The 13,987-nt window shown below is 37.5% G+C and carries 13 protein-coding genes; 7 read left to right on the top strand and 6 right to left on the bottom strand.

The window, feature by feature from the left end; all coding sequences use genetic code 11:
- The first annotated feature begins 871 nt into the window (after positions 1-871).
- On the top strand, positions 872-2,143 hold the full coding sequence (ltrA, locus tag CD001_RS16300; protein ID WP_096186455.1) for a group II intron reverse transcriptase/maturase: 1,272 nt from the start codon (positions 872-874) through the stop codon (positions 2,141-2,143).
- A gap of 291 nt (positions 2,144-2,434) precedes the next feature.
- Here the strand turns inward: ltrA and CD001_RS16305 are convergent, their stop codons facing one another.
- The 3 genes from CD001_RS16305 to CD001_RS16310 all read right to left on the bottom strand — a co-directional run bounded on the left by CD001_RS16305 (position 2,435) and on the right by CD001_RS16310 (position 4,628).
- The gene (locus CD001_RS16305; protein ID WP_096188706.1) at positions 2,435-2,587 is read right to left on the bottom strand and encodes an aspartyl-phosphate phosphatase Spo0E family protein; all 153 of its coding nucleotides are present in this window, start codon (positions 2,585-2,587) and stop codon (positions 2,435-2,437) included.
- A gap of 112 nt (positions 2,588-2,699) precedes the next feature.
- A complete protein-coding gene (locus CD001_RS26940; protein WP_257009837.1) occupies positions 2,700-2,834 on the bottom strand; it encodes a hypothetical protein in 135 nt (44 codons plus the stop codon).
- A gap of 129 nt (positions 2,835-2,963) precedes the next feature.
- Positions 2,964-4,628, bottom strand: a complete 1,665-nt coding sequence (locus CD001_RS16310; protein ID WP_179298782.1) for a PucR family transcriptional regulator — start codon at positions 4,626-4,628, stop codon at positions 2,964-2,966.
- Between the two features lie 247 nt (positions 4,629-4,875).
- Between CD001_RS16310 and CD001_RS16315 the strand changes: the two genes are divergently transcribed.
- The 6 genes from CD001_RS16315 (at position 4,876) to ablB (ending at position 11,280) form a co-directional block, all read left to right on the top strand.
- Positions 4,876-6,237, top strand: coding sequence for an aspartate aminotransferase family protein (locus tag CD001_RS16315; RefSeq protein WP_096188708.1), 1,362 nt, complete (start codon positions 4,876-4,878; stop codon positions 6,235-6,237).
- 44 nt (positions 6,238-6,281) lie between these two features.
- A complete protein-coding gene (locus CD001_RS16320; RefSeq protein WP_257009988.1) occupies positions 6,282-6,959 on the top strand; it encodes a CoA transferase subunit A in 678 nt (225 codons plus the stop codon).
- On the top strand, positions 6,938-7,618 hold the full coding sequence (locus CD001_RS16325) for a 3-oxoacid CoA-transferase subunit B (protein ID WP_096188709.1): 681 nt from the start codon (positions 6,938-6,940) through the stop codon (positions 7,616-7,618). Before CD001_RS16320 ends, CD001_RS16325 begins: the two co-directional genes overlap by 22 nt.
- On the top strand, positions 7,615-8,898 hold the full coding sequence (locus CD001_RS16330) for a peptidase (protein ID WP_096188710.1): 1,284 nt from the start codon (positions 7,615-7,617) through the stop codon (positions 8,896-8,898). The genes CD001_RS16325 and CD001_RS16330 overlap by 4 nt, the downstream gene beginning before the upstream one ends.
- 83 nt (positions 8,899-8,981) lie before the next feature.
- The gene (locus CD001_RS16335; RefSeq protein WP_096188711.1) at positions 8,982-10,400 is read left to right on the top strand and encodes an aldehyde dehydrogenase family protein; all 1,419 of its coding nucleotides are present in this window, start codon (positions 8,982-8,984) and stop codon (positions 10,398-10,400) included.
- A gap of 55 nt (positions 10,401-10,455) precedes the next feature.
- A complete protein-coding gene (gene ablB / locus CD001_RS16340) occupies positions 10,456-11,280 on the top strand; it encodes a putative beta-lysine N-acetyltransferase (RefSeq protein ID WP_096188712.1) in 825 nt (274 codons plus the stop codon).
- A 20-nt stretch (positions 11,281-11,300) separates the two neighbouring features.
- On the opposite strand, the gene CD001_RS16345 is transcribed toward ablB, so the two are convergent.
- The 3 genes from CD001_RS16345 to CD001_RS16355 form a co-directional block, all read right to left on the bottom strand.
- Positions 11,301-11,573, bottom strand: a complete 273-nt coding sequence (locus CD001_RS16345) for a YokU family protein (RefSeq protein WP_096188713.1) — start codon at positions 11,571-11,573, stop codon at positions 11,301-11,303.
- 36 nt (positions 11,574-11,609) lie between these two features.
- Complete coding sequence (gene kamA / locus CD001_RS16350; RefSeq protein ID WP_096188714.1) at positions 11,610-13,022, bottom strand: lysine 2,3-aminomutase; 1,413 nt, start codon at positions 13,020-13,022, stop codon at positions 11,610-11,612.
- Positions 13,023-13,227: 205 nt separating this feature from the next.
- Positions 13,228-13,620, bottom strand: a complete 393-nt coding sequence (locus CD001_RS16355) for a helix-turn-helix domain-containing protein (RefSeq protein WP_096188715.1) — start codon at positions 13,618-13,620, stop codon at positions 13,228-13,230.
- Between the last annotated feature and the right edge of the window lie 367 nt (positions 13,621-13,987).

Here is a 13,987-nt window from a genome sequence, read left to right on the forward strand (position 1 = left end):
GAGGTGGTTTCGGCCATTCTTCACCGTAGGGTGAGCAAATTCTTCTGACGAAAATAATAAAGAGAAACCCGCACTTCTCAAAAAGTGTGGGTTTCTCGACAATCTGAACAGAAGCTAATCCAGCTTCTGTTCTGGCTGTTGAGAAAGTCATCTCAACAGCCTTTTTTCGCGAGTGGCAGCACATGTGCTAAAGGGTGAAAGTCCCGAATGCATCGACTAGCCGGCAAGCATTAGCTGACAGGTAGTGCGTTGACTGTGAAGTAGCGTGCGGAGGATCTGAAGGCAAACCTCTGAACAGAGCTGATATCCCATGTTGGCACGAGAGTTGGATGACTGTGCAAGACAACAGAAAGTCCGAATAGTTAGAAACTCAAAGTGTTATGAGGGCTGGGTTAGAGGGAAAGTACATGATGTGACCCATTGAGATCTCCCTGCTTCCTAAAGTAGGTACTGATGTCACAAGGCTAAGCCAAGGACACAGGATGAGCTTTAAAGGGAGAAGTCAGAGATCACCATAGTAGTGAAGAAGCACATGCCAAAGACCTACTGGCGACAGTAGCGAGGACAGCACATGAGTGAAACTGTACATAGATACAGTTGCGAACCTATACTCAAAAGGTAGGGATTCGTGCGAAGGGCGTGACCCATAGAAGAACAATGTGAGTAGGCTTACTTATGACTGCGGAAGTAGACAGAAGCTGGACAAGAGCCAAGGGGGCTGATGCCAGGGTGGAACAGAAGGGTACACCGTCTACCGCCAAATGAGATGCACAAGTTATTGCCGTGAGCTATCAACCTTGTAGAATCACATTTATATGGGGAAGCAGAAACAAAGGAAGAAGCGAAAGCAATGGCGTAAGGGGAATAACAGATGAAAAGACGTGTATGGTACAGTTTGTATGACAAAGTGTACAAGAAAGCGAATCTAGTAAGTGCCTTCTATCAAGTGAAGAAGAATAAAGGTGCACCAGGGGTTGATAAGGTAACAATTGAAGGCTATGAAGCAAAGCTGGAGGACAATCTAGAAGTGCTCCAACAGAAGCTAAAAGATAAACAATATCGACCCAAACCTGTTCGACGAAAGATGATCGACAAAGATAATGGCAAGAAACAACGTCCACTAGGGATACCAACGGTGGAAGATCGCATCGTACAAGCTTCTCTTCGAAATGTATTGGAACCGATCTTCGAAGAAGAATTCCTTCCGTGTAGCTATGGTTTTCGGCCCGGAATAAGTGCTCATATGGCTTTAGACAAAGTCACTGAACACTTGAATGCAGGATACCATTATGTCATCGATGCCGACTTACAATCCTACTTTGACACGATCCCACATGATAAACTGGAACATCAAATAAGGAAACGAGTGACAGATGGGTCTATAATCAAACTCATTCACCGTTTTCTCAGAGCAGGTGTCATGGTAGGAGATCGATACGAAGATACCCCTGAGGGAGCTCCGCAGGGTGGCGTGCTAAGTCCATTACTTTCGAACATCTACTTACATCAGCTTGATCAACTGATGACTGAGCGAGGTCACCGAATCGTCCGTTTTGCGGATGATTTTATCATTCTTTGTAAAAGTTCAAAAGGCGCAGAAAGAGTTATGCGAAGTGTCTCAAGATTTCTTGAGGAAGAGCTAAGTCTAACTGTGAATCAAGAAAAGACTAAAGTTGTCAACGCCAACAAAGAGCCATTTACATTCTTAGGCTATGAATTCATCGGAGATATTCGAAGAATAGACCCTAAGAAAGAGGCGACATTCAAGGAACGAGTGAAAGAAATGACTCGTCGAAACCAAACAGTTGATATTCAACTACTTATCCAAGACAAATTAAATCCATACATTCGAGGTTGGGCAAATTATTTTCGTTATGGAAATGTGAAGAACAAATTCAAAGTATGGGATAGCTGGATAAGAAGACGGTTACGAATGGTACAACTAAGAAGCTGGAGACATATAAAGAACCTCCACCGCCTTCTGAGAAGAAAGGGATGGAGGGAAGAAAACCTTAGAGGAATCCGTATGTTTGCTTGGCGAAGTTCCAAAAGTCCAATGGTTCATGCGGCACTAGACAATAAGTTCTTTTCAGAACTTGGACTCGTTAGTTTATCATCTGTTTATGATGAACGTTATCTCTAAAAGGGATATATGGGAAGAGCCACATGCGAAGATCCGCATGTGTGTGCTCTGTGAGAGGCGTGGTCAGTAATGGCGACGCCTACTCGGTTCAAAAGAATAACAGAGCACAAAGTTTGACTCAATAGGTCATTTATCTACTATTGATCTCATTTATGAATGCTCCTCCGAAGAAAATGAAAGGTCAATCAGGTGATTATCCAATTTCATCAACACTTTTTGTTGTGACAAAAACTTCAAGCAACACAAATAGAAGAACGTTACCTTTCACGTTTATCGTTTCGACACAGTTTCTTACTTTTTCATGGAGCATTGATCTTGATAATGAATAATTAATTGATCGAGCTCTTTTGAACACTTTATCGTCTTCTCGCAGCTAAGACCATTTCTCTTTGCTAGGTAAAGTAATTCATTTCTTTTCATTTCAATTTGTGTTTTAAGCTCCATATGAACACTCCGTGGCACGACTTTTTATCATTATCGGACAATCTTGAGGAAAGTGGAATAGATTCCTAAAAACTAGTCAAAATGATTTTTTATACAACATATTTCGACAGCTTTAGTAGTCAATTTCTTCAATGTTTTTCGGTTGTGTATCTCTTTGTTCAGGAATGTAAACTTGATAATGCATTTTTTTTGCCTTGTGCTGCTTAGAATGACTTTGCAATTTTGCTTTCGTTAATTTATATTTCAATGTAACAACACTCCTTTCTTTAAGAGGATGTTCAAAATGTCCGGCAGTAATAGCTTGAACACGCACTTAATTATATTTTGAACGATTTCTGCCAAATTATCATTGAAGGAATCGAAATGGAGTGAATTTTCACGTTACATTCGTATTTGAATATTCATTTGCTTGTATGAATTTATAGGCTAAAATGGCTAAGTGCAAATTCATCCGTTCATTTGGTGATTGCAAATTAACACCTGTACGTTTTTCGATTTGTGATAGACGGTATTTTAATGTATGCCTATGAATATATAAGTGGGCAGCAGTTTGTTGAATGTGACAATTATTCGTAAGATAAGTTTCTAACGTTAATATTAAATCGGTTCTATGATGTTTTTGATTAATTAACCCGTTTAAATGTGACTCGTAAAACTGCTTTAAGGATATACCAGACTCTTTCATTTGGATAAGCATTTGATAAAACCCGAGATCATCATAATGAATAACCGAAGATTCATCTAATAATAAATGGGAGTACTGAACAGCATATTCAGCTTCTTTTGCACTTAAAGAAAATTGTTGTACAGATGTATACAATCTTCCTATACCGATTATTAAACGTTCACGAAAATGATAATGCCATCTTTCTTGGAGGTTTTTTAAAAACTGTTTTCCATCAATTTTCATATGTTGCTCATCTTCATCAGGAATTTCAATTAAGGCAAAAAGTGCATCGATCTTCGGTAATAAAATATGCTGATACCCTGTAGTTGAAAAAGTCTGTGAAACAATATAATGAAGGTGATTACTCCAATCACTGTCGACTAGCTCATCTTTATGATGAATGACTTTAAAAAAAACTGCTTGATGAGGAGCAGATAAATTAAACCCTAGTTTTTTTCCCCTTTTAATCGCTGCTTCTGAATTGATTTGATCTTTCATCAAAATTTCTTCCAATAATTCTCCTCGTAATCTTACTTTTGTTTCTTCGATTGCATATTGTTTAACTAATTCAATGCCAATAAGAGTCGAAACATGCTCCATTATGATGTTATCCATTTCTGCCCACACATTCTTTTTGTGGAATGCAACAAGGTATCCGTAAGTAAAGGATTCTGCTTTAATCGGTGTATGAAAACAATAAAATGATTTCCATTTGAAAGTTTTGTTTTTCCCACCAAATTCATTTTCTTGTAACAATTCATTGATGTCTCTCGTTTCGGATTCAATTGTCATGGACTTATCGTTGCATGACAGTAGATCAGAATGAATATTATGACAAGAAATCAATTGACCTAAATCATCAAAAACAAATAGACTCGAATCAGTTAAAGGGCTAAGCTTATTTAAGATCTCCTCTAAACCACCATTACTTAGCGCAAGTTTTGTCATCTCTTTATGAATATTTAATGAATCTTCGAGAAGCCTCATTTGTTCATTGCCAATTTGTTCAACGATTGCTTTTGTAATAGTTGAGAAATTAATCGTTTTTGGAATTTCAATTAGTGGCATGGAACGTTTATTCGCCTCAAAAACAAACCGTTCTGGGATTTCTTCAATATAAAAGCCAGTATAAAAAGCGATACCGGAGAGTCGGTTTGCACGGATTAGTTCTAGTAATCGTTCTTCGTAACGCTTATTGCTATTTAGTCCATAACCAGTAGTGACAATAAATTCACCAGTCTGAAACCTGCTTATATCCTCAATGATTTCTATCGTTGTTACCCATTTTATAGCTCGATCAATCCCTTGGGATCCGGCAAGGAGCTTTGTTCCTTTTAAAGCTGGTAATAGCAGTGCTTCATGTATTGTTAACACCTTTACCACTTCCTTCGAAGATTCGTTTCATTTTGTAACGTACAGTTATTATACATTTTGTATAAAAATGTGAATGGAACTTTTGTTAATAGGGAGAATAGTCAGAAAACTTAGTTTGGAATAAGATAAAGTAAAGCTTTTATATTCAGTTTAAGTTGAAACCTTAATTTCTTCAAGATTGATCGATACGCATGAAGGGAAATGACTTTTCCCACGATAAACGACTAATCGAACAAGGAGGAGACGCATGCGGAAAAGTTATTTAATTAAGCCGATTCTAGACACCGTATATCCTTGTGCTGAATATGGAAAAGGTATTTATTTGTATGATACAGATGGAAAAGAATATATCGACGGCTCATCTGGAGCCGTTACTGCAAGTATTGGTCACGGGGCTATAGAAATTGCCAAAGTCATGAAAGAGCAAGCAGAAGCGGTATCTTTTGTTTATCGTTCTCAATTTACTAATGCACCTGCAGAAAAACTAGCTGAGATGTTAAAGAAGATCGCACCTGGTGAGATTAACTGGTCATTTTTTGTTAATAGCGGGTCAGAGGCAACAGAAACAGCACTTAAAATAGCTTTACAATATTGGCAAGAAAAAGGACGGTCTACAAAAACAAAAGTTATATCGAGATGGATGAGTTATCACGGAATTACACTCGGCGCATTATCTATGTCCGGACATATTGAAAGAAGGGAGAGGTTTGTACAATTACTTGAAGACTTCCCAACAGTCGATCCGCCGTATTGTTACCGCTGCCCTTTTAATCAATCATTTCCAGACTGTCAACTAATGTGTGCAAAAGAATTAGATAGAGCCATTAGGCGAATTGGTTCAGAACACATTGCTGCATTCATAGCAGAACCGATCATTGGAGCATCAGGGGCGGCTGTTGTTCCACCAAATGGATATTACGAAGAAATAAGATCCATATGCGACCATCATGAGATCTTGTTTATTGCGGATGAAGTGATGACAGGAATCGGCAGATGCGGTAAAAAATTTGCAATTGAACATTGGAAAGTCGTTCCCGATATTTTGGCATTAGGTAAAGGAATTAGTGCAGGATATGCACCATTAGCAGCAACAATGATAAGTGATAAAGTAATGGAACCGATCTTTAACGGATCAAAATTGATCATGAGCGGGCATACGTTTAGTGCTAATCCTCAATCTACTGCTGTTGGCGTTGCCGTACTAGAATATATTGAAAAAAATAACCTGATCCAAAATGCAGAAAAATTAGGGAGATATTTGCTTGAAGAATTATTAAGGGTTCAACAAAAGTATCCGATAATAGGGGATGTTCGTGGAAAAGGCATGTTAATAGGTGTAGAATTTGTTTCAAATTATTTCAATAAACTTCCTTTTAGAAAAGAAGTGAATGTAACGAGGAAAGTTATTAGAAAAGCGATGGAAAAAGGACTATTAATTTATCCGGCTTCTTCTGGAGTAGAAGGAAGCTCAGGTGATGCTGTCATTATTGCACCGCCACTAATAATAAAAAAAGAAGAAATTAATCGACTCCTTCATATATTTGAAGAAACCGTCAAAGACATTCAAGTTGAACTTCAAGTACAAGGCCATTTTCATACGGCAGGTTAAAAAGGAGGGTTAACGTGGAATTAAACGTAAAGAATCAATCAAAAATAATTTCACTTCATGAAGCAGGAAAACTGATAAAAAATGACATGACGATTATGGTAGGAGGTTTTGGGGGAGTTGGAAATCCCCCGTCACTCATTGATGAAATGATTCGTAATAATGTGCGAAATTTGACATTAATTTGTAATGATGCCGGATTCCCTCATATTGGCGTTGGAAAGCTTGTCACGAGTGAGCGAATTAAACGATTAATAGCTAGTCATATCGGTTCGAATCCTAATGCAGGAAAACAAATGACGAATGGTACCTTAGAAGTGGAGTTTTTTCCGCAAGGCACTTTAGCAGAGAAAATACGGGCTGGAGGAGTAGGGCTTGGAGGGGTTCTCATCGATATAGGTGTAGATAATCCGATAGTAGAAAAAAATAAAAACAAATTCGAAATTAATGGACTCCCATATTTAATAGAACCGGCGTTAACAGCGGAGGTTTCAATCGTTTATGCGAAAAAAGGAGATCGTTTTGGAAACCTTATTTATGATACAAGTGCAAGGAATACGAACCCCCTCGTTGCAATGGCAGGAGATATTACTATAGCAGAAGTAAGTGAAATTGTCGAAACAGGTGAGCTTGACCCAGAGGAAGTAGTAACAGCTGGTGCATTTGTAGATTATGTCGTTCAAAGTAAGGGAGTGAACTGGACATGGGCATGGGAAAGCAAGTAAGGCATCTTATTGCAATGCGGGCTGCTAAGGAAATTAAACGAGGGATGATCGTTAACTTAGGAATCGGAATCCCAACATTAGTAGCAAACTACGTAAAAGATCGTTCAATCATGTTTCATGCAGAAAACGGTATACTCGGAACCGGACCTACTCCGGAACAAGGTAGTGAAAACCCATTTTTATGTAATGCAGGTGGAATACCGATTACTGTTGCTAGTGGTGCTTCTTTTTTTGACAGTGCAACAGCTTTTGCATTAATTAGAAGAGGGCTGTTAGATATGACGATCCTTGGAGCATTGGAGGTAAGTGAAAAGGGGGACTTGGCAAATTGGATCGTTCCAGGGAAACGTGTGCCGGGGATGGGGGGAGCGATTGAATTAGCTCAAAAAGCTAAAAAAGTCGTTACAGTCATGAACCATACTGATAAGGATGGGAATCCGAAAGTAGTGAAGAAATGTTCACTACCTTTAACTGCACCAAAATGTGTTCATATGATTATTACAGATATGGCTGTAATGAAAGTCGTAAACGATGGAATCGAATTAAAAGAAGTATTTGCACCTTATACGATTAAAAAAGTGCAAGAGAAGACAGGACTAACACTCATAATAAACGAATCACCTAAAGTGATATCAGATGGAGGGGTCATCTCACAATGAACAAAACCATACGTGACTGGATGGAACATAATGAAAGCAAGTTAATTAAGATGATTCAGCAAATGATTCAGCATCCATCGACTCAAATGAATGAATTGGGCATTCAAAGAACGGTTTATGAAATACTAGAAAAAATGGATTTTGACATCGAAATGTGGGAACCGGGAGGGGAAGAATTAACGACTCATAGAGCATTTATATCTCCGCGTGAATCTTTTAAAGGAAGCCCTAATGTTGTCGGGGTAAAAAAAGGAACTGGAAATGGACACTCGATCATTTTAAATGGTCACGTAGATGTTGTTCCTGAAGGAGATATAAAAGATTGGAAAGAAGAACCGTATTCTGGAGCTCATAAAAACGGGAAAATATTTGGGCGCGGTTCCACAGATATGAAAGGTGCCAATGCATCTATGTTGTTTGCATTGCAAGCCATTCAAGCTTGTCAAATCCCTTTAAAAGGAGATATCATTTTTCATAGTGTAATAGAAGAAGAGAGCGGTGGAGCTGGTACACTTGCTGCATTATTAAACGGTTATACTGGTGATGCAGCGATCATACCTGAACCTACACATATGAAAATATTTCCGAAACAACAGGGGTCCATGTGGTTTCGTATACAAGTAAAAGGGATGTCGGCTCACGGAGGAACACGTTATGAAGGTGTAAGTGCCATTGAAAAATCTGAAATAGTCTTAAAACATCTCCGTGAGTTGGAAGTCATTAGAAATGACAGAATAACGGATCCATTATTTTCTGAAATGCCGATTCCTATCCCGATAAATATTGGCGTCATTGCAGGAGGGGATTGGCCATCATCTGTTCCGGATTTAGTGAAGATTGAAGGAAGGTGCGGGATTTCTCCTGAGGAAACCATAGAGGAAGTGAAAGCAGAGTTTGAACAATGGCTTTATACGTTAAAAGACAAAGACAGTTGGTTTATTCATCATCCTGTAGAAATTGAATGGTATGGAGCACGATGGCTACCTGGAGCAATTAATCTTGACCACCCTTTAATGGACATATTAACGGAGTCGTTTGAGGATATTGTTGAACGTAAACCAATCATTGAAGCTTCCCCTTGGGGGACAGATGGAGGGTTAATCACTTCTGTTGCGAACATTCCATCTATTGTTTTTGGACCTGGTGTTACGAGCATGGCTCATTTTCCGAATGAATACATTGAAGTAGAGAAAGCGTTGCAGTTTTCTGAAATTTTAGCAAATACAATTTTAAAATGGTGTAATAAAGAAAAAGCAGTCGCTGATAAAGGAAATAAATGAGATAATGATATTGAAGTTTTATCACTTGTGAAAAACAAAGAAATGTAAGTAGATTCATAAGTTGTAAAAAGGAGGCATTAGCGATGAAAAAGAAAATATTTCTTGCGGGAAACTGGATTGAGACTGAGCAATATGAAGATTTACGATCACCATATAATCAAGAAACGATAGCAGAAATTCCATTAGCATCAATAAAAGAAGTAGATGATGCTCTTCATGCAGCAGTTCTTACGAAGAAACATTTAAAAAAGATGCCGGCATATCAAAGAGCAGACATATTAGATAATGTAGCAAAATTAATCGAAGAGAATAGAGAACGATGTGCAAGGACAATCGCTAATGAAGCTGCAAAGCCGATTCAAGCCGCACGAGGTGAAGTTGCAAGAAGTATCATGACATATAAATTTGCAAGTGAAGAGGCAAGGCGACTTCCTAATGAATTCATTAATATGGATGCTGCACCAGGAGGAGAAAACAGAACAGCTTATACGATTCATGAACCCGCAGGTGTGGTAGCTGCTATAACACCATTCAATTTTCCGATGAATCTAGTTGCCCATAAATTAGGTCCTGCAATAGCTGCGGGTAATCCAGTCATTCTAAAACCAGCCTCTCAAACACCACTCTCTGCGTTTCTAATTGCCGAATTGTTTGAGAAAGCCGGACTTCCAAAAGGAGCATTAAGTGTTCTAACTGGTAAAGGGAGTGTAATAGGAGAAACATTGGTCACGGATCCTAGAACAAATGTTATAACATTTACTGGCAGTCCAAAAGTTGGGATTCAATTGAAAAATAAAGCCGGATTGAAAAAGGTTACATTGGAGCTCGGTTCAAACTCAGCGTTGATTATAGATGAGAATGTAAACGTAGATGATATCATTGACCAAATTATGACAGGCTCATTTGTTTACCAAGGCCAAGTATGTATTTCATTACAACGAATTTATGTTCATGAACATTTGAAAGAATCGCTGTTATTAAAAATGAAAGAGCAGGTTCAATCTTTAAAGATAGGTGATCCGTTAGATGAACAGACAAATGTCTCTTCATTAATATCACCAACTGATAAAGACCGTGTTTTGACCTGGATCGAAGAGGCGATAACGAATGGGGCTAAGCTAATTTCAGGGGGAAAAGCGCAACAAAATATCGTCGAACCGACGATTTTAGCTGATGTCCCTGCAAATGTAAAAGTTTCTTGTGAGGAAGTATTTGGTCCAGTTGTAATCGTAAACAGTTTTTCAACGTGGGAAGAAGCGATTGAACTAGTGAATGATTCTGAATTTGGTTTACAAGCTGGAGTGTTTACGCAGGATTTAAGAAAAGCATTTATTGCATCAGAAGAACTCGAGGTAGGCGGAGTGATGATCAATGATATTCCAACTTTCCGTGTCGATCATATGCCGTATGGAGGTGTAAAAAATAGCGGTTTTGGAAGGGAAGGAATTAAATATGCAGTACAAGAAATGACTGAAAAGAAACTTGTATCATTTAAACGCTAACGAGAGGGAGTGGTATCCTTCTAATAAATCTAGATAGTATAGAAAGGAGCAAGCTATGCTCATTAATCAGTGGGATGCGGATGTCAAAAATGATCGGGTTGTTGCTTACTTACCATCATTAGAAAATACAGAATTAGAAAAATTAAACGAGTTTATAGAAAATGATCAGTTTGGGAAATTGATCGTATATACAACACAGGAGCATGTAAAAACATTAAGAAAACTTCACTTTGAAGCTGAAGCTGAAATGTCAGGTTTTTTCAATGGTGAAAAGGCGATTATATTAACAAAATATATTCATCAGCAAAGAAAACAGTCAAGTTCTATACTTGACAATAATCATGTACATGAAATAGTAAAAAATGATGATAAACGTATCACTAATTTCCAAGACGATCAATTCATACTTGAAACCGTTAACGATGATGATTTGTTAAATTTATCCCAGCTTTATCAAGAAGTATTTGAAAAATATCCAACGAATATTTTTGCCCCAAACTATTTAAAAGAGGCAAAAGAATCGAATTATACATTTATCGTTGCTAAAGACGGTAAAAAGGTCATTGGAGCGGCTTCTGCAATGGATACTGGCTTTTTTAGCGCTGAAATTACCGATTGCGCTGTACATCCAGATTATCGAGGAAAACAGATATTACATATGTTGATTCTATCTTTAGAAAAAGAGTTGGTAAACAAAGGTATTTATCACGTCTTTTCGATTACTAGAGCAAAGTCAGTCGGAATGAATATGACAGTTAAAAGACTAGGTTATCAATATGAAGGAACATTAATAAATAACTGCATTATATCAACTGGTTTTGAAGACATGAACGTATGGACAAAACGATTAACAGTTAATAAGAAAATCGAGACGATTTGATGGTCGTCTCGATTTTTTATCTATATTTTAAAATAGTTTTTCTTTAATAATTTTGGTTGTTCCATTAATTCCTTATACGAGAAAACGTTACTTAATTTATTCGTATCAATGAGCATAAATTGATCTTCAATTTCATCGATTAACGATTCTTCAATATAAATCATGCCGCAGTTTTGACATTTAATGGATGGAACTTGGGTGATTTCAACGGCTCGTGTTCCATCTGGAAGTTCCCAGTAAGCAGATTCTAACGAGTTGGTCGCATCTTTAGCTTCACACCACTTACAAACCAAAGTTTTAACCTCCTTTATTTTTCCATTCAAGTTTTTTTACGCTTGCTCTTTTTCATTATTTTCATTTTGTGCGTATCTCTCTTGCTCCTTTTTCCATTTTCTTTCTATCATTTTGTCACGTTTTTCTCTTTGATCTTTTAATGATTGATGTGATTCATCTGTTTCATAAGCTTTTCTTCGGTCGATCCGATTTAATCCGTCAGGGACGAGATTAAATTTTTCATCATTCATTAATGCTGCAACTCCAGAACGGCTTTGTTCTTTTCTTTCATAATATTGATAAAAGTAATCTTCTGCAGTATCAGGTATATAGTTTTTCGGTTCCGGATAAGAAGTAATGACACCTTCAAAATTTCTTAAAATGACTTTATCAGTACTTTGTGAAATTAAATAGTTCGGTTGCAACGTGATTTTTCCTCCGCCTCCAGGAGCATCGACAACAAATGCCGGAACCGCGTATCCTGAAGTGTGCCCGCGCAAACCTTCGATTATTTCAAGTCCTTTTGAAACAGGTGCTCTAAAATGACCAATTCCTTCAGATAGATCACATTGATAAATGTAATATGGCCTGACTCGTATTTTAACGAGGTCATGCATGAGTTTTTTCATAATTTCTACACTATCATTAATTCCAGCTAATATAACAGCTTGGTTTCCAACTGGCACTCCGGCATCTGCAAGCATCTCACATGCTTTCTTCGACTCCTCAGTAATTTCTAGAGACGTATTAAAATGAGTATTTAACCAAACAGGATGATATTTCTTTAAAATATTGCATAAGTTTTCTGTTATCCGTTGAGGAAATACAACCGGTGCACGTGTGCCGATGCGAATGATTTCAACGTGATCGATTGCTCTTAAGTTCTTCAATACATATTCTAATATTTGGTCATTTATTAATAGACCGTCCCCGCCTGAAATAAGGACATCTCTCACCTCAGGATGTTCTGCAATATAATTAATGGCACCATCTAGCTGCTTTTTAGGAACACCCATTCCAATCTGACCGGAAAAGCGGCGTCGAGTACAGTAGCGACAGTACATTGAACATTGGTTTGTTACTAGAAATAATACTCGATCAGGATACCGATGCGTCAATCCAGGTACTGGAGAATCCTCATCTTCAGCAAGTGGGTCTTCAAGGTCGTATTTAGACTTTTGAATTTCTTGCGATATTGGAACTGATTGCATCCGAATCGGACACCTCGGATCATCCGGGTTCATGAGTGAAGCATAATAAGGAGTGATATTTAATGGTATTGTTTTTGTTGAAATTTTTACTCCTTCTTCTTCCTCAGGGGTTAAGTTTATAATTTGTTTTAAATCATCTAATGTTCGAATCGTATTTGTCAGTTGCCAAATCCAATCATTCCATTTTTCATCCGGAACATCTTTCCATAAATCAAACTCTTTCCAATGACGTTCCGGTTTGTATAAGTCCATCTTCATTTTATATTCCTCCCTGAATGTTGTTGTCGTATTATATTTAATGCAAAAGTCATGCCAATTGATTAGCTAAGATTGTAACTGGGAAGGAAAAGACTTAACATTCAGGGATAACCTCTATTTATACCCTTTTTCACAGGACTATTAAAAAATTCTTCCATATTGAAATGAAGTTACTAAGAAAAAAAACGCCGAAATTTCGGCGCTATTAATCTAATTTATATTTTGAAATTTTATATTGAAGTGTTTGTCTCGGTAGCTTTAACCGTTTTGCTGCTTTGTTTACATTATGGTTCGTGTCGATTAATGCTCTTTTTATCAATTCTTTTTCAATATGAGCAAGTTGATCTTTCAAACTATCCATATTTCCTGTTGAGAGAGGGAGTGTTCGTGGCTTCATTTCAAATAAATAATCTGGTAATAAATTTCGCGTAATCATTTTTTCGTCTGTTAAATTCATGATAGATTCAATGCAATGCTGTAGTTCGCGTACATTTCCAGGCCAATCGTAGTTCATTAAGATTTTCATGGTATCTTCAGAAAAATGCTGAATGTTTTTTTTGAATTCACTATTATATTTATTTATAAGAACCAATTTCATAATTCACTTTTTTAAAAAAGCAAACACTTTCAGAATAAAAGTTATACCTTTAAAAAATTATTCGATCTATTAACATTGATGCTGATTTTCGCTTCAGGACGCTCGCTTGCCTCGGGCATTGCTTCAGCTTCCTCGGGGAGAGCACCCTGCGGGATCTTCAGCTAATGCTATTCCCGAAGGCGTCTCGCACCTTTCGCTACAATCACTGGTTCCCTGCATTTTATTAAGCTGCTGCCAAACTCGTTGAAGTTTGTTTTTGAGCAAGTCGCATGCTGGCTAATCTCATGCCATTATATACCATGGTAACTAAATCAAAATGGACTTTGGCTCGCTTTCCTGTTCGATATCTTACATTGTTTTCGTATAA

Origin of the sequence: Evansella halocellulosilytica (assembly GCF_002335745.1) — a bacterium.
Taxonomy (GTDB): domain Bacteria; phylum Bacillota; class Bacilli; order Bacillales; family Salisediminibacteriaceae; genus Bacillus_CA; species Bacillus_CA halocellulosilytica.

Excerpts from the sequence above, each read along its gene's own strand:
- ltrA (WP_096186455.1), top strand. The coding sequence starts at position 872 with ATGAAAAGACGTGTATGGTACAGTTTGTATGACAAAGTGTACAAGAAA.
- CD001_RS16305 (WP_096188706.1), bottom strand. The coding sequence starts at position 2,587 with ATGGAGCTTAAAACACAAATTGAAATGAAAAGAAATGAATTACTTTAC.
- CD001_RS16315 (WP_096188708.1), top strand. The coding sequence starts at position 4,876 with ATGCGGAAAAGTTATTTAATTAAGCCGATTCTAGACACCGTATATCCT.
- CD001_RS16325 (WP_096188709.1), top strand. The coding sequence starts at position 6,938 with ATGGGCATGGGAAAGCAAGTAAGGCATCTTATTGCAATGCGGGCTGCT.
- CD001_RS16330 (WP_096188710.1), top strand. The coding sequence starts at position 7,615 with ATGAACAAAACCATACGTGACTGGATGGAACATAATGAAAGCAAGTTA.
- CD001_RS16335 (WP_096188711.1), top strand. The coding sequence starts at position 8,982 with ATGAAAAAGAAAATATTTCTTGCGGGAAACTGGATTGAGACTGAGCAA.
- ablB (WP_096188712.1), top strand. The coding sequence starts at position 10,456 with ATGCTCATTAATCAGTGGGATGCGGATGTCAAAAATGATCGGGTTGTT.
- kamA (WP_096188714.1), bottom strand. The coding sequence starts at position 13,022 with ATGAAGATGGACTTATACAAACCGGAACGTCATTGGAAAGAGTTTGAT.
- CD001_RS16355 (WP_096188715.1), bottom strand. The coding sequence starts at position 13,620 with ATGAAATTGGTTCTTATAAATAAATATAATAGTGAATTCAAAAAAAAC.